The 18,202-nt window shown below is 71.2% G+C and carries 13 protein-coding genes and 1 tRNA gene; 5 read left to right on the plus strand and 9 right to left on the minus strand.

Annotated features, from left to right (window positions below; all coding sequences use genetic code 11):
* Window positions 1–209: 209 nt before the first annotated feature.
* The 8 genes from thrB to argS all read right to left on the minus strand — a co-directional run bounded on the left by thrB (window position 210) and on the right by argS (window position 12,435).
* Window positions 210–1,154, minus strand: coding sequence for a homoserine kinase (gene thrB / locus GA0070561_RS25010; protein ID WP_091405918.1), 945 nt, complete (start codon window positions 1,152–1,154; stop codon window positions 210–212).
* Window positions 1,155–1,218: 64 nt separating this feature from the next.
* Window positions 1,219–2,463 carry an MFS transporter gene (locus GA0070561_RS25015; RefSeq protein WP_091405921.1) on the minus strand — a complete coding sequence of 415 codons (1,245 nt, stop codon included), beginning with the start codon at window positions 2,461–2,463 and terminating at the stop codon, window positions 1,219–1,221.
* Between the two features lie 11 nt (window positions 2,464–2,474).
* A complete protein-coding gene (locus tag GA0070561_RS25020; protein ID WP_091405923.1) occupies window positions 2,475–3,293 on the minus strand; it encodes a polysaccharide deacetylase family protein in 819 nt (272 codons plus the stop codon).
* A 159-nt stretch (window positions 3,294–3,452) separates the two neighbouring features.
* Window positions 3,453–6,731 (minus strand): efflux RND transporter permease subunit, encoded by a 3,279-nt coding sequence (locus tag GA0070561_RS25025; RefSeq protein WP_091405925.1) that lies wholly within the window; start codon window positions 6,729–6,731, stop codon window positions 3,453–3,455.
* 141 nt (window positions 6,732–6,872) lie between these two features.
* Window positions 6,873–7,922: a threonine synthase gene (gene thrC, locus GA0070561_RS25030; RefSeq protein WP_091405927.1), complete on the minus strand. Its 1,050-nt coding sequence runs from the start codon at window positions 7,920–7,922 to the stop codon at window positions 6,873–6,875.
* Between the two features lie 139 nt (window positions 7,923–8,061).
* A complete protein-coding gene (locus tag GA0070561_RS25035; protein ID WP_208603859.1) occupies window positions 8,062–9,372 on the minus strand; it encodes a homoserine dehydrogenase in 1,311 nt (436 codons plus the stop codon).
* 8 nt (window positions 9,373–9,380) lie between these two features.
* Complete coding sequence (gene lysA / locus GA0070561_RS25040) at window positions 9,381–10,766, minus strand: diaminopimelate decarboxylase (protein ID WP_091405932.1); 1,386 nt, start codon at window positions 10,764–10,766, stop codon at window positions 9,381–9,383.
* Window position 10,767: 1 nt separating this feature from the next.
* Window positions 10,768–12,435, minus strand: a complete 1,668-nt coding sequence (gene argS, locus GA0070561_RS25045; RefSeq protein WP_091405934.1) for an arginine--tRNA ligase — start codon at window positions 12,433–12,435, stop codon at window positions 10,768–10,770.
* A 97-nt stretch (window positions 12,436–12,532) separates the two neighbouring features.
* Here argS and GA0070561_RS25050 point away from each other — a divergent pair, with 97 nt between their 5' ends.
* The 5 genes from GA0070561_RS25050 to GA0070561_RS33750 all read left to right on the plus strand — a co-directional run bounded on the left by GA0070561_RS25050 (window position 12,533) and on the right by GA0070561_RS33750 (window position 15,864).
* Entirely contained in the window at window positions 12,533–13,336 is an 804-nt protein-coding gene (locus GA0070561_RS25050) for a DUF3105 domain-containing protein (RefSeq protein ID WP_091405936.1), read from the plus strand.
* Between the two features lie 8 nt (window positions 13,337–13,344).
* The gene (locus GA0070561_RS25055) at window positions 13,345–14,013 is read left to right on the plus strand and encodes a DUF305 domain-containing protein (protein WP_091405938.1); all 669 of its coding nucleotides are present in this window, start codon (window positions 13,345–13,347) and stop codon (window positions 14,011–14,013) included.
* 373 nt (window positions 14,014–14,386) lie between these two features.
* Window positions 14,387–15,082: a winged helix-turn-helix domain-containing protein gene (locus tag GA0070561_RS25060; RefSeq protein ID WP_091405941.1), complete on the plus strand. Its 696-nt coding sequence runs from the start codon at window positions 14,387–14,389 to the stop codon at window positions 15,080–15,082.
* A gap of 92 nt (window positions 15,083–15,174) precedes the next feature.
* Window positions 15,175–15,249: transfer RNA gene (locus tag GA0070561_RS25065), tRNA-Arg, on the plus strand.
* Between the two features lie 150 nt (window positions 15,250–15,399).
* A complete protein-coding gene (locus GA0070561_RS33750; RefSeq protein ID WP_167362486.1) occupies window positions 15,400–15,864 on the plus strand; it encodes a hypothetical protein in 465 nt (154 codons plus the stop codon).
* A 186-nt stretch (window positions 15,865–16,050) separates the two neighbouring features.
* On the opposite strand, the gene GA0070561_RS25075 is transcribed toward GA0070561_RS33750, so the two are convergent.
* Window positions 16,051–18,186 carry an ABC transporter permease gene (locus GA0070561_RS25075; RefSeq protein ID WP_141710452.1) on the minus strand — a complete coding sequence of 712 codons (2,136 nt, stop codon included), beginning with the start codon at window positions 18,184–18,186 and terminating at the stop codon, window positions 16,051–16,053.
* Between the last annotated feature and the right edge of the window lie 16 nt (window positions 18,187–18,202).

The following is an 18,202-nucleotide window of genomic DNA, read 5'->3' on the forward strand; positions in this document are numbered from 1 at the left end:
CGTCGCGGGAGTCTGTGACACAGCAGCCGGTCGGTATCCCGACTCACCAACGTCGGTGAGCAGGTCTCGCCGTCTGCGGCGACCTGTGGAAACTGCGGTGCGGCGTGGGCCTTTGGCAGGGGTAGACGGGCTGACCGCCGAGAGCTTCGGGGGTGCGCCGCCCCGCAGGAGATCGCGTGCTTCGCGGCTGTGCTAGGTCTAGAGCGTAATCAACTCTTCCGACCTGCGGCAACAGGGTCCCGCTCGGCGTGTCCAAGTCTACCCCGCGCGACCCGCGCGCCGCTGACGTCTATCGGTAACTGCCAGATCTCCCAGTCTGTTCCCACTGGGAAGCCCGCTGGAGGCTGGCTGAGCGCCAGCACAGTCGGCCCCGCCCCACTGACCACAGCTGCCACATCAGCCGCTCGCAACGCGCTGACCAGGGCAGACGTGCCCGGCATCCCGGCTGCGCGGTAATCCTGATGGAGCCGGTCGACGGTCGCCGGCAGCAGCAGGGTCGGGTCCGTGGTGAGCGCGTGCACCAGCAGTGCAGCCCGCCCGGCGGTCAACGCGGCGTCACCGTGCGGCACGGTTGCCGGCAGAGCCGCCCGCGCGGTCGCGGTCAAACCGCGTTCCGCCGGAACGAAAACAGTGGGCCGCACCGCGGCGGCGACCGGCAGGGAGACCGCCCGAGCGCCGTTCGGCTCGGACCAGGCCACTGTGAAACCGCCGAGCAGGCACGGCGCCACATTGTCGGGGTGGCCCTCGATCTCGGCGGCCAGCCGCAGCGCGCCGGCGTCGTCGAGGCGGTGCTCCCCGTCGACGACCAGGGCGCGGGCCAGCAGCACCCCGGCGACGATCGCGGCGGACGAGGAGCCCAGCCCACGTGCCTGGGGGATCCGGTTGACGCACTCCACGCTCAGCCCCGTGGGGTGGGCCCCGAGCACGTCGAACGCGGCGCGCATGGCCAGCACCACCAGGTGCCGGTCGTCGTCGGGCAGCTCACCGGCGCCCTGCCCGGTCACTGTCACCCGGACACCGTCCGGGGCGACCTCGGCGGCCACGTCGTCGTAGAGCCCGAGGGCGAGACCCAGCGCGTCGAAGCCCGGGCCCAGATTGGCGCTGGTCGCCGGGACGCGGACCCGGACCGGCTCGGCGGTGAAGTTCGTCGGCACGCGCTCATGCTAGGGCTCGGGACCGACGAACCGGCCCCGCGCCCGCTGCCTGGGACCGCCGAGTTCAGCCGGCCGGGTCCGGGACCGGCTCGACGGCCGGATCCGTGAGCGACAGGCGGCGGGTGGCGATCCGCCAGCCGACCGCGTACACGAGGGTGATCAGACCACAGCCGGCGAGCACCACCCGTTCGTCGACCGAGTCCACCACCAGGGCCACAGCCAGTTGACTCACCGAGATCGCCAGCGTCGCCAGCATCATGTCGGTGGCGAAGACCCGGCCCCGCAGCCGGTCCGGAACTTCGCCCTGAAGGGCGAAGTTCGACATCACCCAGTTGCTGCCACCCGCGAAGTGCGCCACGAAGACCAGCAGCAGCACCAGCGGAAACCATCGCACCACCGAGGTGCCCAGGTAGGACAGGCCGTAGAGCGACATGGACAGCGCGAGCCCGGGCAGCAGCCAGGCCCGGTTGGTCAACACCCGGCGCATCAGGATCGGCCCCACCAACGCTCCCGCGCCGCGTACCGCGAAGAGCAGTCCGGCGCCCAGCGGGCCGACACCGTACACGCCGGCCAGCAGCGGAAACACGGTCAACACGCCGTTGCCCAGGCCCACCGCGGACTTGACCGTGACCAGCGCGAGCACCCGGGGGCGGTGACCGATGTAGCCGAGCGCCTCGCGGACCGCCGACCAGGTTCGCTGGGCCGGTTGGTCGGCATCCCGGGGCGCCTGCAACGGCCGGCGGATCCGGGTGGCGAGGGCCGCGGCCACCGCGAGGCCCGCCGCCGCCACCCAGAAGCAGACGTACGGGCCGGCAGCGGTGCTGAGCACGCCGCCGAGCGAGGCACCGACCACGGTCATGGTGCCCCAGGCCGAGCCGGCGACGGCGTTGCCCGCGGCGAGTTCGTGCGGCTCCAGCACGTTGGGCAGCGCGGCCTGGGCGGCCGGCGAGTAGAACGCCTTGGCGACCGCCACCACGCCGATCGCGACCAGCGCCAGCCACGCCGTTCCGGCGTTGCGCACGCCGAGCAGCAGCAGCACGCCCGCCAGCGCGGCCACGTTCGCGGCGATCATGATCTTCCGGCGGTCGAAGCGGTCGGCGATCGTGCCGGTGTACGGCAGCAGCAACGCCACGATGCCGGTGTCCACCGCCAACACCAGCGCGCCCCAGACGCCGCTGCCGGTCAGGTGCGGCAGCAGCACCAGCAGCGGCACCATGACGAACCAGTCGGCGCCGAAGACCACCAGCTCGGCGAGGAACAGGTTGCGGAAGCTCCGATTGCCGGTCAGAACCGAGAGGGTGGACGCCACGGAGCGCGACCCTACCTGGTCGTCGTCGGAGCCATATCCGCTCCCAGCAGCGCCGAGACCGTGACGAAGGTGTAGCCGCGCGACCGTAGCCCGTTGATCATGTCGGCCAGGCCCCGCAGGGCGACCAGTCGCCGGCGCGCCCCCACATCGTGGCCGAGCACGATCGTTCCCGGTCGGACCGCGGCCACGATCCGTCGCGCGTGACCGGCTGGATCGTCGGGGAACTCGCGTTCCACCATCTGCAACGACCAGAGCACGAGCCGATAGTCCAGCCGGGCCGCCGCGTGCAGCACCGCCCCGCCCAGGTGGCCGTACGGCGGGCGGAGGAGCGCCGGCGGCACCCCGGTCAGGTCGGCGATCGCGTCGTGGCTGCGGCGCAGGTCGTCGTACGCCTCGGCGGTGTTCAGTTCGGCCAGGTCCCGGTGCTCCCAACTGTGGTTTCCCACCTCGTGCCCGGCGAGCCGGTCGCGGACGACGTCGGCGTGCCGGCGGACCTGCGCCCCGACCATGAAGAAGGTGGCCGGCACCCGGTGCTGGGCCAGGGTGTCAAGCACCATGGGAGTCCACTGTGGCGCCGGGCCGTCGTCGAAGGTGAGGGCCACCAGGCGCTGGTCGGTCCGCCCCGACCAGACGACCTCCAGCGCGCCGGAGCCGACACCCTGCCGGCCGTTACCGAGGGTGGTGCTGGCGGGACCGTCGGCGATCGGCATCTGACGATGGGTGACCCGCCACGCCTCGGACGTCCCGGCACCGATGGCCACACCGCCCGCCACCAGCAGGCCACGGCGCAGCAGGTCGCGTCGCCCCCACCCGCGCGCGCCCTCGGCCATCCGCCCGCCCCCGCTTCACCCACACCCCCACCCGCCTACGAGGAGTATGCAAGAAGTCACACAAAGTATGGGGTCGTCGAGTCGGAGTGTTTTCGGTCGAATGAACCTGGAACGCCCCCGGCGAAAATCCGCCGGGGGCGTTCCGAACCGCGCTGCGACCTACTCGGTCGGCTCCGCCGGAGGCAGCGGCGAGGTACGGCTACGGGGCAGCCGCAGCACCTCGAACTGGTCCGTGCCCTCCACCAACGCGGCCGACGGCGCGGGTCGCCCGGCCGGCTGCACACCCTCGGCCGCGACCGGGGCGGGCGCGCCGCTCGGCACCGCGACCTGGTTCGGCGCTGGCACCTCGTCGGTCTCCGTCGTGGTCACCTCCGACCCGCCGGAGCGCCGCCGTGCGCGCCGACCCCGCAGCGACTCCTTGGTGTGCTCCACCATGGTGTACAGCGTCGGCACCAGGATCAGCGTGAGCAGCGTCGAGCTGAGCAGACCACCGATCACCACGACCGCCAGCGGCTGAGAGATGAAGCCGCCCTCACCGGTCAACCCGAACGCCATCGGCAGCAGCGCGAAGATGGTCGCCACCGCCGTCATCAGGATCGGGCGCAGCCGGCGACGGCCACCTTCGACCACCGCCTCCCGGACCCCCATGCCCTGCGCCCGGTACTGGTTGATCAGGTCGAGCAACACGATCGCGTTGGTCACCACGATGCCGACCAGCATCAGCACACCGATCAGCGCCGGCACACCGAGCGGCGTCCCGGTGATCAACAGCAGACCGATCGCACCGGTCGCCGCGAACGGGATGGAGATCAGCAGGATCAACGCCTGAGTGAGGCTGCGGAACGTGGCCACCATGATCAGGAAGACGATGGCGATCGCGGCCAGCACCGCCAGGCCCAGGTCCGCGAAGGCATCCGCCTGATCCGCGCTGACACCACCGATGGTGAAGCTCGCACCCGGCACGTTGATGCCGTCCAGCCGCTTCTGCAACTCCTGGCTGGTCGCGCCCAGGTTCGAGCCGGTCGCCGCGCCGGTCACCGACACGCTGCGCTCACCGTCGATCCGGGTGACCTGCTGCGGGCCTTCACCCTGGGTGACCTTCGCGATGTCGCCCAGCTTCACCGGACCAACCGGCAGTGCCCGCAGCTCGTCCACGGTCGTCGGCGGCTGCGTGCCCAACCGCAGCACCACGTTCTGCTGCTGGCCGTCGAGCGCGACCTGGCCCAGCGGCGCTCCCCGGAACGCCTGCGACACGAGCTGCCCCACGGCGGCCTCGGTGAGCCCGACCCGACCGGCAGCGACCCGGTCGACCACCACGTCGACCCGCGGCACCCGCGCGGCAAGGCTGGTGGAGACGTCCTCGACGTCCGGGACCCCGGCCATCGCGGCCCGCGCCTCCTCGGCGGCCCGGATCAGCGCCTCCGGGTCGCTGGCCTGGACGATCACCTCCAGCTGGCTGGTCGACGCCTCCTGCCCGCCACCGAAGCTGATCTCACCCACACCGGCGCCGAGCTTGTCGAACTCCTTGCGCAGCACCTCACGCATCTGCTTCGCGTCGGTGTCACCGTCGAGCGCCAGCGACCAGCTGGCGACGTTGTTGCCGCCGCCGCCCGCCCACGGGTTGTCCCCACCGCCCGCGGTCACCTGGTACGTCTCGACGCCGTCGGTGCGGGACAGCACCGACTCGACCTGCTTGGCCGCCGCGTCGGTTGCCGCCAGGCCACTGCCGGCCGGCAGCTCCTGGCTCATGTTGAGGGTGTCCTGGCCGGAGTCGTCCAGGAAGTTGGTCTCCAACTTCTGCGCCAGACCGAAGGTGCCGAAGAGCACCAGCAGGCCGAGCCCGACGGTGATCCAACGGGTCGACCGCTTGCGGGTGGCGAACCCGATCACCGGCAGGTACGCCCGCTGCAACGGGCTGCGCAGCTCCTTCTCCTCCGCGGCGTGCCGTACCGCCTCGTCGTCCGCGGTGCCGCCGCGCGGCTTGAGGAACCAGTACGCGAGGACCGGGATCACGGTCAGCGACACCAGCAGCGAGGCGAGCAGGGCCACCGTCACGGTGATCGCGAACGGTGCGAAGAGCTGACCCACGAACCCGCCGACCAGCGCGATCGGCGCGAACACCGCCACGGTGGTGAGGGTGGACGCGGTCACCGCACCAGCGACCTCCCGGACGCCGGTGATGATGGCGTGCCGTTTCTCCTCGCCGTACTCCAGGTGTCGTTTGATGTTCTCCAACACCACGATCGAGTCGTCGACCACCCGACCGACCGCGATGGTCAACGCGCCGAGGGTGAGCAGGTTGAGCGAGTAGTCACCGATCCACAGGGCGATCAGCGCCACCAGCACGGAGAGCGGGATGGAGACCGCGGTGACCACCGTCGAGCGCACCGACAGCAGGAAGACCAGGATGACGATGACCGCCATCACCAGGCCCAGCAGACCCTCCGTGGTCAGCGACTCGATCGACTTCTCGACGAACGGCGCCTGGTCGAAGACCACTGTCAGCTCCGCGCCGGAGGCGTCCTTCAGGTCGTCGAGCCGGTCCCGGATCTCGTGCGAGATCTCCACGGCGTTGCCGTCCGGTGCCGCGGTGACCGCGATACCGAGGCTGTCCTTGCCGTTGGTCCGGGTGATCGCCGTGGCCGGGGCGAGCTGCTGCTCGACCGTCGCCACGTCACCGAGGCGAACGGGTGCCGCGGCCGGGGCGACCACGATGCCGCGCAGCTCCTCCAGGGTGGAGATCGGGGTGCCGACCTGCACCGGGAGGGCCAACGCGCCGTCGGTCACCGCGCCGGCCGGAACCGCCACGCCGTTGCTCTTCAGCGCCGCGCCGATCGCCGTCGGCTGGATCTTCGCGGCGGCCAACTTCGCCGGGTCCGGAGTGACCACCACGACGTCGTCGCGGGTACCGGTCACCTCGACCGTGCGTACCCCCTCGATGCCCTCCAGCTCCGGCACCACTGTCGCGCGCAGCTTCTCGGCGAGCGCCCGCTCGTCCGCCGTGCCGGCCGCGGCCAGCACCACCGCCGGAAGGTCGTCGGTACTACCCGCGATGACCTGCGGGTCGACGCCCTCCGGCAGCTGGGCGTCGATCCGGCTCAACGCGGTCTGCATCTTGTTGACCACGTCGTCGAGATCGGTGCCGAACTCGTACGTCACCTGGACGGTGGCCGCCCCCTCGCGCGAGGTGGAGGTGACCTGGTCCAGCCCCGGGATGCCCTGGAGGGCGTTCTCGATCGGCTCGGTCACCTGCGACTCGACGATCTCGGGGCCGGCGCCGGGGTAGGGAGCCACGATGAACGCGGCCGGGAACTCGAGCGACGGCAGCAGTTGCTGCTTCAGCGACGGCACGGCGAACACTCCGAACACCGTGGTCACCACCGCGATGAGGGCAATCAGCCCTCGGTTGGCGAGGCTGAATCTGGCGAGCAGCGACATCGGCCTGGCTCACTCCTGAACGAGAATGCGGGCGGGGATACCCGAAAGTGTGCCGGACTCGCATACCCCGACCCCCGCCGCCCCCGGGCCGCACCGCCGTCCAGCTACCCGCCGTCGATCACCACGCGGACGGTGGCGCGCTCAGGCCAGGTCGAGGGCGCGCGCCGCGGCCAGCGGGTCGTTCGCGATGGTCACCGGCGCCGGCGCGGTGGAGATCGCCCATTCCGGGTCCTTCAGCCCGTGGCCGGTCACCGTGCAGACCACAGTGGAGCCGGGCGGCACCGCGCCCGCCGCGGCCTGCTGCAACAGGCCGGCCACGCTGGCCGCGCTGCCCAGCTCGACGAAGACCCCCACCTCACGGGCCAGCAGACGGTACGCGGAGAGGATCTCCCGGTCGGTCACCGACGCGATCAGGCCCCCGGAGGCGTCCCGCGCATCCAACGCCTTGGTCCAGCTCGCCGGGTTGCCGATCCGGATCGCGGTGGCGATGGTCGACGGCTCCGGCACCACCTGACCGGTCACGATCGGGGCCGCCCCGGCGGCCTGGAAGCCGTACATCTTCGGGGTGCGGGTGGTGGCGCCGGCCGACAGCTCCTCCGCGTAGCCCATCCAGTACGCGGAGATGTTGCCGGCGTTGCCGACCGGCAGGCAGTGGATGTCGGGCGCGTCACCGAGCGCCTCGACGATCTCGAAGGCGGCGGTCTTCTGGCCGTGCAACCGGTCGATGTTGACCGAGTTGACCAACGCGACCGGGTAGTCCTGGGCGAGCTTGGCGGCCGTCGCGAGGCAGTCGTCGAAGTTGCCGTTCACCTGGAGCAGCTTCGCGCCGTGCACCAGCGCCTGGGCCAGCTTGCCCAGCGCGATCTTGCCCTGCGGCACCAGCACGGCGCAGGTCAACCCGGCCCGGGCCGCGTACGCCGCGGCGGAGGCGCTGGTGTTGCCGGTGGAGGCGCAGATGATGGCCTTGTTGCCGGCCTCGACCGCCTTGGACACCGCGAGGGTCATCCCCCGGTCCTTGAAGGAGCCGGTCGGGTTGGCGCCCTCCACCTTCAGGTGCACGTCGCAACCGAGCCGGGCGGACAGCACCGGCGCCGGCAACAGCGGGGTGTTGCCCTCGTGCAGCGTGACGACCGGCGTGGCCGCGGTGACCGGCAGCCGATCCCGGTACGCCTCGATCAGACCCCGCCACATGTCGCTCTCCTCGCCTCTACCGCCGCGCCCACCCAATTGTCAGGGCCACCTTGGACCAGCCTGCTGGAGTGGTCAACGGCACACCCTGGCTTACCCACCTGACGGGACGCGCGAGCCGTCCCGTCGATGATGCAACGACTCAGGCGTTGCCCTCGACCCGCAGCACACTCGTCACCGACCGGACGATGTCCAGACCGCGCAGCTCACCGACGGTCGCGGCGAGCGCGGCGTCCGGTGCCACATGCGTGACGATGACCAGCTCGGCGTCGCCGTCGCGGCCCGCCGGCCCGCCCGCCGAACCCTGCCGCACGGTCGCGATCGACACGTCGTGCCGGGCGAACACGCTCGCCACCGAGGCCAGCACACCCGGGCGGTCGGCCACGTCGAGGCTCACGTGGTAGCGGGTCAACGCCTCACCCATCGGCCGGACCGCGAGGTCCGCGTACGCGCTCTCGCTGGCCGCGCGCACCCCGGCGAGCCGGTTGCGGGACACCGCGACCACGTCACCGAGCACCGCGCTGGCGGTGGGTGCGCCACCGGCGCCCCGACCGTAGAACATCAACTGGCCGGCCGCGTCCGCCTCCACGAAGACCGCGTTGAACGCGTCCCCGACGCTGGCCAGCGGGTGGCTGCGCGGGATCATCGCCGGGTGCACCCGGACGCTGACCGTCTCCCGGCCGGTGGAGTCGACACCCCGGGCCGCGATGCAGAGCAGTTTGATCGTGCAGCCCATCGCCTGGGCACTGGCCATGTCCGCGGCGGTCACCTCGGTGATGCCCTCGCGGTGCACGTCGGCGGCGCCGACCCGGGTGTGGAACGCCAGCGAGGCGAGGATCGCCGCCTTCGCCGCCGCGTCGAAGCCCTCCACGTCGGCGGTCGGATCGGCCTCCGCGTAGCCCAGGGCGGTGGCCTCTTCGAGGGCCTCGGCGAAGCCGGCGCCGGTCGCGTCCATCGCGGAGAGGATGAAGTTGGTGGTGCCGTTGACGATGCCGGTGACCCGGTTGATCCGATCGCCGTGCAGCGACTCCCGTAGCGGACGCAGCAGCGGGATGGCCCCGGCCACGGACGCCTCGTAGTAGAGGTCGCCGCCGCCCTCGGCCGCCGCCTCGTGCAGGGCCACGCCGTCCTCGGCGAGCAGCGCCTTGTTGGCGGTGACCACGCTCTTGCCGGCGCGCAGCGCCTCGACCAGCCAACTCCGGGCCGGCTCGATGCCACCGATCACCTCGACCACGACGTCCACGTCGTCGCGCTTGATCAGGCCAAGCGCGTCGGTGGTGAACAGGTCCTCGTCGACCGGCAGGTCACCCCGGTCGCGGCCGAGCCGACGGACGGCGATGCCGGCGATCTCCAGCGGAGCGCCGATCCGCGCCGTCAGGTCGGCCGACTGCTCGTGCAGCAGCCGGACCACCTCCTGGCCGACCGTGCCACAGCCGAGCAGCGCCAAGCGCACAGGTGACGTCATCCAACATCCAATGCGAGCAGGTCCTCTTCGGTTTCCCGCCGGACGATCAGGCGCGCCTGGCCGTCGCGCACCGCGACCACCGGTGGCCGGGGCACATGGTTGTAGTTGCTGGCCATGCTTCGGCAGTACGCACCGGTGCCGGGCACTGCGACAAGATCTCCGGGCTGCACGTCGGCGGGCAGGAATTCATCCTTCACCACGATGTCCCCGGACTCACAGTGCTTTCCCACCACGCGGGCGAGCAACGGCTGCGCGGTCGAGGCCCGCGAGGCCAGCGTCGCCGAGTAGGACGCGTCGTAGAGGGCGGTGCGGATGTTGTCGCTCATCCCGCCGTCGACGCTGACGTACGTCCGGAGACCGTCGAGGTCCTTCACCGTGCCGACCTCGTAGAGGGTGAACACGGCCGGCCCGACGATGGCTCGGCCCGGCTCGATCGACAGGTGCGGCACTGCCAGGTTCTCCGCTGCGCACTCCGAATCGACGATCTTGCGAAGCCGCTTGGCCAGATCCTGCGGGGTCGCCGGGTCGTCCTGGGTGGTGTACGCGATGCCGAAGCCGCCGCCCAGGTCCAGCTCGGGCAGCTCCACCCCGCGCGCGTCGCGGATCTGCGCCTGAAGGGCGAGCACCCGCCGGGCCGAGACCTCGAAGCCGCTGGCGTCGAAGATCTGCGAGCCGATGTGCGAGTGCAGACCACGCAGCTCCAGCACGCCCTCGTCGAGGATCTTGAACGCGGCGTTCGCGGCGGCACCGCCGGCCAGCGAGAAGCCGAACTTCTGATCCTCGTGGGCGGTGGCGATGAACTCGTGGGTGTGCGCCTCGACGCCCACAGTGACCCGGACCAGCACCCGGGGCCGGACCCCGCGCTCGCGGGCCAGCGCGGTGAGCCTGTCGATCTCGGTGAACGAGTCGACGATGATCCGGCCCACCCCGGCGTCCAACGCCCGGCCCAGCTCGGCGACCGACTTGTTGTTGCCGTGGAAGCCGATCCGCTCCGGCGGCATTCCGGCCGACAGCGCGGTGGCCAGCTCGCCACCGGTGCAGACGTCCAGGTGCAGCCCCTCCTCGGCGATCATCCGGACCACCGCTCGGCAGAGGAACGCCTTGCCCGCGTAGAACACGTCCTCGGTCGGAAAGGCCGCCCGGAAGTCGCGGCAGCGCGAGCGCAGGTCGGCCTCGTCGAGGACGTACACCGGGGTGCCGAACTCGGCCGCGATGTCGCGGACGCTCAGGCCCGCGACGGCGACCGCGCCGTCGGCACCGCGCGTCACCGACCGCGGCCACAGCGCCGGCACGAGGGCGTTGACGTCGGCCGGGGCACGCAGCCAGGCCGGCCCCTGGTTGCTGATGTCCGCGTGCAGCGCACCAGCCTCATGAGCCCTCATGTCACATCCTCTCGGGTGCGGAGACGCCGAGCAGGTACAGGCCGTTGGCGATCACCGTGCGGGTGGCGTTGTTGAGCCAGAGCCGAGCGCGGTGCAGGTCGGTGATCTCCTCGTCGCCCAGCGGCAGCACTCGGCAGTTGTCGTAGAACCGGTGGTAGGAGGCGGCGACGCTCTCCTCCAGGTAGCGGGCCACCCGGTGCGGCTCCCGCAGCTCGGCGGCCGTCGCCACCACCGCGGGGAACTGGGCGAGCGCCTTGAGCAGCTCGTTCTCCTTCTCGTGGTCGAGCAGCTCGGGGCGGAACGCGTCGGCGTCGCCCGGAACCAGCCCCACCTCGGCGGCGTTGCGGGCCACGCCCGCTGTCCGGGCTGCCACGTACTGCACGTAGTAGACCGGGTTGTCGCGGGTCGCCCGGGTCCACAGCTCGATGTCGATGTCGATCGGGGAGTCACTGGAGTAGCGGGCCAACGCGTACCGGGAGGCGTCCACGCCGATCGCGTCGACCAGGTCCTCCAGGGTGATCACGGTGCCGGCCCGCTTGCTCATCCGCATCGGGGCGCCGTCGCGCAGCAGGTTGACCAGCTGCCCGATGAGGATCTCCAGGTTGCGCTCCGGGTCGTCGCCGAAGCAGGCGGACATCGCCTTCATCCGGCCGATGTAGCCGTGGTGGTCGGCACCCAGCATGATCACGACCCGCTCGAACCCGCGCTCGCGCTTGTCCAGGTAGTAGGCGCAGTCCGCGGCGAAGTACGTCCACTCGCCGTTGGACTTGCGCAGCACCCGGTCCTTGTCGTCACCGAAATCGGTGGTGCGCAGCCAGGTGGCGCCCTCGGACTCGTAGAGGTGCCCCTGCTGGCGCAGCCGGTTCAACGCCAGGTCGAGCTCACCCCGGTCGTGCAGGTCCTTCTCGTTGAAGTAGGTGTCGAACTCCACCCCGAAGTCGCGCAGCGAGGTGCGGATCTCGTCGAACATCAGCGCGACGCCCTCGACCCGGAAGACCTCCTGGGCGGCGTCGTCGTCGAGCGAGCGCACCTCCGGCCGGCGGGCCTGCACCTCGGTGGCGATCTCGGCGATGTACGCCCCGCCGTAGCCGTCCTCCGGCGCCGGCTCCCCCTTGGCGGCGGCGAGCAGCGACCGGGCGAACCGGTCGATCTGCGAACCGGCGTCGTTGAAGTAGTACTCCGTGCCGACGTCGGCGCCGGTGGCCCGCAGCAGCCGGCTCAGCGCATCACCGACGGCCGCCCAGCGGACCCCGCCGATGTGCACCGGCCCGGTCGGGTTGGCCGAGACGAACTCCAGGTTGATCTTCTCGCCGGCGAGTCGGTCGCTGCGGCCGTACTCCGCGCCGGTCTCCACGATCACCCGCGCGAGCTGACCGGCCGCGGCGGCGTCGAGCCGGATGTTCAGGAAGCCCGGCCCGGCGATTTCCACCGATTTTACCCCCGGTGCCCGGCTCAGCTCGTCGGCCAGGGCCGTCGCCAGCTCCCGGGGCGGGACGCCCACCTTCTTGCTCAACTGCAGCGCGAGCGTCGAGGCGTAGTCGCCGTGCTCGGGGTTGCGCGGTCGCTCCACCACCGTGCTCGCCGGCAGCGCGGCGCCGTCCAGCCCACGCTGCTCGAAGACGGCGTGGGCGGCGGCAAGGACGACCGAGGCTAGTTCTGCAGGAGTCACCCAACCATGTTATCGGGGGTAGACTCGGGCACTCGGCGGCTCCCCTGCGCGTCATCCGGCCCGCCACTCCCCTGACCGACCGACTTGACGAGGCACGATGAGCATCAGCACCCCGGGTGGCCCTGAGCGCCGCCCGACCGTGGTCAGCACCGGCAAGAAGCCGGCCGCAGGCCGGCCGGCGTCCGGCGCCAAGGCCGGTTCCGGCAAGCCGACGGGCTCCCCCCGGGCCGGGGGCAAGGGCCCGCGCAAGCCGGTCACCCCGGTCAAGGTGAGCCAGGGCCGCGCGTGGGGGCCGATCGCGCTCTTCGTCGCGGTTGGCGTGCTCGCGGCCGGCATCATCGGTTACGGCGCCTGGGCGTCGTTCCAGGGCTCCAAGCCGTGGGACAAGCGGGCCAACGCCATCGACGGCATCGCCAACATCCGCAAGTCCGACCCGGACAGCCTGAAGTACGAGTCGCACAAGTCGGGCCCGCTGACCTGGAACTACTCGCCGCCGGTGGGTGGGGTGCACAACGCCGCCTGGCAGAACTGCATGGGCGACGTGTACGACGCCCCGATCGCCAACGAGCACGCGGTGCACAGCCTGGAGCACGGCGCGGTATGGATCACCTACCGCCCGGACCTGCCCAAGGACCAGGTCGACAAGCTCGCCAGCAAGGTGCGCGGTGTCGAGAAGACCCTGATGAGCCCGTACGAGGGCCTGGACAAGCCGATCTCGCTTCAGGCCTGGGGCTACCAGCTCAAGGTCGACAACGCTGACGACTCGCGGATCGACGAGTTCATCAAGGACCTGCGGGTGAACGCCTCCGTCGAGGGCCCGACGGCGCTCTGCAACACCGGCATCACCGCCACCGGCACCACGCCGCGTGAGCTCCAGCAACAGCAGCAGCCCACCCAGTAAGGACGGCAATGACCGCTCCGGCAACCACCGACAGCGAGTACGACGAGATCCCGGCCGCCCCGGACGAGGGGGGCCGGGCCCCGGCGTCGCGCTACGGCGTGCTGGCGCTCGCCATCATGCTGGTGGTGGGGCTCCTCCTCGGGTACGCGGGCGGTCTGCTCACCCCACGGATCACCCGACCCGGTGACGCCTCGGTCGAGGCGGGCTTCGCCCGGGACATGACGACCCACCACGCGCAGGCGGTGGAGATGAGCCTGATCGCGTACCGGTCGGCGACCCTCCCCGAGGTGCGGCAGATCGCCGTCGACATCGCCACCGGGCAGCAGGGCGAGATCGGCGCGATGCAGACCTGGCTGCGCGAATGGGGCCTCAGCCCGACCGGGTCGAAGCCGCCGATGTCGTGGATGTCCGACGGGGCCACCGTCAAGGACGGCCTGATGCCGGGCATGGCCACGCCGCAACAGATGACCGCCCTGCGCAACGCTCAGGGCATCGAGGTCGACCGGCAGTTCCTGACCCTGATGTACGCGCACCACCTGGGCGGCATCCACATGATCGACGCGGCGCTCGGCGCGACCGACAACGCCGAGGTGCTGCGGGTGGCGAACACCATGAAGGCCACCCAGCAGACCGAACTGAACAACCTTCGGCAGCTCCAGGCCCAGGCCAAGGGCTGACCGACCGGACGACGGCGCACCCGGCCCGCGTCCCCGCCGCTCCGTGGCGGTGACGCGGGCCGCACCACGTCGAGGCCACTACGCCGCTCGACCCCGCGCCGCCACCGACGCGAGCCCCGCCTCCGGACGGGCCCCAGCCGCAAGCACCGGCGTTGATCGACTCGGCTTTCAGGAAACCGGGCGGTCCACGCGACCGGGACGCCCCGGTTTCCACGAACCCGAGTCGATCAACGCGGCCAGGACCGCCGTTTATGACTCGAACACCCCTCTCGTCCCTTGTGGGCGTTTTGCGTGGCACAGGCGATTACGTTGCTTAGAGAGTTTTCTCCCCACATATCGTGACCAGTTGCGATTCGGGCTCGTTGCCCAAGACGTGGGGGTTGCACTCAGAGACGCACGGCGTTCGGTCACCAGTTGGTGCCGACGCCACACCATTGGCGGTGACGGGGCGGTGGCAGCCGTCCGTCGCGGACAGCGGCAGGGCGAGCCGGGAATGCTCAGCCGCGAACAGGAACTCGAGTTGATCGACACGTTGCGGGGCGTCCATCCCGACGAGTTCGGCCTGGACGAGGAGTTGTGGACGCGGCAGAGCCTCACCACGCTCATCCAGCGGCGCTTCGAGCTGCCGCTGGACACTGGCGCGGTCGGGGCGTACCTGCGGGCCTGGGGGTTGGGTCCGCGGGAGCCGCGCGAGCGGGCGTGCGGGCTCTGCGTCAGCGCGGTCGAGCGTTGGGTCCGCAGCGAGTACCCGGGGATCACCCGGGCCGCCCAGGAGCACCTCGCGGAGGTCTACTGGATCGGCCGGGTCCGGCTGCGCGGCACGATGCCGGCCGCCGACGTGATCTCCGCTGTCTCGTCCCGCGGTCGGGTGCGCTTCATGATCACCACGCCGACGGTGGACCCGCCGCTCCCCCGCGACTTCGTGCTGCGGCTCAGCGGCGAGGAGCAGCGCACCGTCCACCTGATCGTGGACGGCTCCTGGCCGCGCAACGAGTGGCCGCGGCGGCTCCCCCGGCGAATCGTCCTGCACCCGCTGCCCAGCTGCGGGCGGGCGATCGCGGCGGCCTGAGCACCGGGTGAGCCGGTTGCCGACACGATCGGCTCACCCGATACCGATTCGGCGTACGCAGGGGAGGTTTGCTAGTCTTCTCCAGTCGCTGAGCCCCCGTAGCTCAGGGGATAGAGCACCGCCCTCCGGAGGCGGGGGCGCAGGTTCGAATCCTGCCGGGGGCACCAGGAAAGTTTCACCCGACACTGCCGGGCGCAGGGGGATACAGCCTCCAGGCGCCCGGTTTTGCGTTTCCACTCGCCGAAGCCCGGAACGGCCGCCTGGGTGGACGTGAGCCCCGCGCGGCGCACGTGAACCCAGAAGATCATGATGTCGTCATGCTGTTTCTCGGGTTGCTTCTCGCCGCGCTGGGCGGAGCCGCCACCGCGGCGATCCTCACCGTACGTGGGCTCGGCGCGGTGCTCAGGAAAGGCGAACGCTCCCGGTCGGGTTGGTTGCGGGCGGCGGCGCTTCTCGCCGGTGCGGGCGCCGTCGCCATGTACGCGTGGGGTCTGCTCCACCTCGGCTACGCGGTGATGCGGGCGGAGGACGGCGGAGCCGGTTCCTTCCCGATCGAACCCTGCAGGGAGGGCGGGTCGCAGCTGGCGAGCCAGGTCGACGGGTACGGAGTCAGCTACGTACCGCTCCGCTTCGAGTGCCACCTCAGCGGTGGCGGCACGTACGTCACCTCATCCGTGCCCGGGTACGTCAACCCGGTCACATCCGTCCTCGGGCTGATCAGCGCCAGCTGCGGAGTCCTCGCCGCCGCGACGACACAACGCGCACGGCCACCGGGCGTCTAGTCAGGTCACGTGGCTCGACCGTCCTGGTCGACCTCGCGCTCGCCGGCTGGGCTCCCCTCTACGGCATGCTCACCGACCCGTTCGGTGTCACCTGGGTGCTCGACGTCGCTGTCGAGTACAACCCCGCCTGACCAGGAGCCGCCCACCGCCGATCACGAGGGATCGGCGGTGGGCTTGCAGTGCCGCTCAGTGCGTCTCGGCCGGCACCAACCTCAGGTGCGTCCCGGGTGTCGTACCCGCGTCCGGGCCGCCGGAGTCCGAGCGGCGCTCGCGGCGTTTGAGCCACTGGTCGACCACGAGGTTCAGGACGAGCCCGACGGCGCCCCAGATGGCGATGACCAGCAGATTCTGCCCGACGCCGACGCCGTCGAAGTACCGCAGCGATCGGGCGATGTCGACGGCCGCGGGCAACGGCAGCACGTCCTGGAGGGGGCGGAACACCTCGGGGACCAGGTACACCGACATGCCACCGCCGGAGGCGGGTACGCCGGCCATCATCAGCACCACCATCATCGGGATGATGCCGGCCAGGCCGACGGTGCGGGTGAGCACTCCGGTGGCCAGGGAGACCGAGAAGATGGTCAGGGCGCCGTAGGCGATCGTCTCCAGGGCGTTGCCGCTGATCGCGCCGATGACGACGTCGAAGAGGAACCACAGCCAGACGGACATACCGATCGCCCAGCCGCCCAGCAGCGGCAGGAACTGGCGCAGGCGGCGCACGTGCGGGGCGCCACCGCGCAGGACGGCCAGGAACAGGAACCCCGCCATGATCCAGGACATGCCGACGTACATGCTGTTGCTGCCGCCGGTGTCGGTCTCGCTCAGCGGTTGCACGTCGGCCAGCGTGAGCGAGAAACCCTCGGCGGCGGTGATCGGCTGGAAGATCGCGCGGATCGCGGACTGCTGGCTGGCGTTGGCGGCGGACGCCGAGTACAGGGTCGCCGGAGTGCCCGGCGCCGACGGCAGGACGAAGGCGGCCACCACGTCGCGGGAGTGGATCTGCTCGGTGGCTTCGGCAACCGTGTCGGCGACGGTGACGTCGATGATGCCGTCGAGCTGCGCGTTGAGACCGGCAGCGGTCTGCTGAGCCTGCCCAGGGGCGGCGGCGACCACGACGACCGGGATGTCGTGCGGTTGCGGTTTGTGCATGGAGAACCCCATGGCGCCCACGACGACCACGAGGATGGCCAGCGGGAAGCCCGCCGCGGCCACGTACCGGAATCGCTTGGAGCGCGGCGGCCCGCCGGCCAGAGCGGGGGCCTTCGCGTCGGGGTCGGTGACCGGGGGGACGCCGGGGATCATCTTCCCGCTCGCGCTGCGCTCCTTGAGCAGGCAGAGCGCGAGGGCGGCCACGATCCACAGGGCCAGGACGATCAGGTGGGTGCCCAGACCGTTGCCGTCGAAGTACAGGACCGAGCGCAGCGCCTCACCGGCCGCCGGGAGCGGCAGCACGCCATGCAGGAACTGGAAGAACCCGGGCATGTTGTGCACGGACAGGGCCAGGTTCGACGCGGGCATGCCGAACACGACCCAGAGCAGCATGCCGGGCAGCACCGCGAGGGGCCCGACCAGCTTGGAGAGCAGGAGCTGGGCCAGGCCGACGGCCGCGGTGGCGAGCATGCCGACGCCGAGGAAGGTGAGGTAGTGGCCGTCGACGGCACCCACGAGGGGCCCGAGGATGAGCCAGATGATCGAGCTGGTGAGCGCGGACCAGCCGGCCAGCACGGGCAGGAACCGGCGCAGCCGCAGCAGGTGGGGGACGCCCATCACCATGATGCTCAGTGGCACGTACCCGGCCAGCATCATGCCCATCGCCGCGAACAGGACCGCGATGCCGGCCGAGTCACCAGCGGGTAGCGGTGCGACGTCCTCGGTGGTGGCCTTCCAGCTGTTCTGGAAGACCACGGGCGCGAGCAACTGCTGGACGGTGGCGTTCTGCGAGGCTCCGGCCGCCGAGGCGGTGAGGACTGTCGCGTTGGCGCCGCCGTCGGTGGGCAGGACGAGCGCGCCGGCGGCTTCCTGGTCGTGCAGCAGGTCGACAGCGTCGTCGCGGGTGGTCACCAGCGTGGCCTCGGTGCTGTCGCCCGAGTTGAGCCCGTCGACCACGGCCTGCGCCGTGGCGCCGCTGCCGACGACCGCTACCGGCATGTCCCGGGGGTGCGGTGAGTGCATGGTCGACATGTAGGTCGCGAACATCATCGTGACCATGAGGAACGGCATCACGAACAGGGCGACCATTCGGATGATCTGTTCCTTGCGGTCCGCGCCGGGCGGGCGGCCGTCCACCACGTCGGCAGCCTCGATCACGGCTTCGGTATCCATGCACGCTCCAGCTCAT

The sequence above is a fragment of the Micromonospora saelicesensis genome (assembly GCF_900091575.1).
Lineage (GTDB): Bacteria > Actinomycetota > Actinomycetes > Mycobacteriales > Micromonosporaceae > Micromonospora > Micromonospora saelicesensis.

Bases quoted from the DNA above. Each gene is read 5' to 3' on its own strand.
- GA0070561_RS25020 (WP_091405923.1), bottom strand. From the start codon at position 3,293: ATGGCCGAGGGCGCGCGCGGGTGGGGGCGACGCGACCTGCTGCGCCGT.
- lysA (WP_091405932.1), bottom strand. From the start codon at position 10,766: ATGAGGGCTCATGAGGCTGGTGCGCTGCACGCGGACATCAGCAACCAG.
- GA0070561_RS25025 (WP_091405925.1), bottom strand. From the start codon at position 6,731: ATGTCGCTGCTCGCCAGATTCAGCCTCGCCAACCGAGGGCTGATTGCC.
- GA0070561_RS25075 (WP_141710452.1), bottom strand. From the start codon at position 18,186: ATGGATACCGAAGCCGTGATCGAGGCTGCCGACGTGGTGGACGGCCGC.
- GA0070561_RS25055 (WP_091405938.1), top strand. From the start codon at position 13,345: ATGACCGCTCCGGCAACCACCGACAGCGAGTACGACGAGATCCCGGCC.
- thrC (WP_091405927.1), bottom strand. From the start codon at position 7,922: ATGTGGCGGGGTCTGATCGAGGCGTACCGGGATCGGCTGCCGGTCACC.
- GA0070561_RS33750 (WP_167362486.1), top strand. From the start codon at position 15,400: ATGCTGTTTCTCGGGTTGCTTCTCGCCGCGCTGGGCGGAGCCGCCACC.
- GA0070561_RS25050 (WP_091405936.1), top strand. From the start codon at position 12,533: ATGAGCATCAGCACCCCGGGTGGCCCTGAGCGCCGCCCGACCGTGGTC.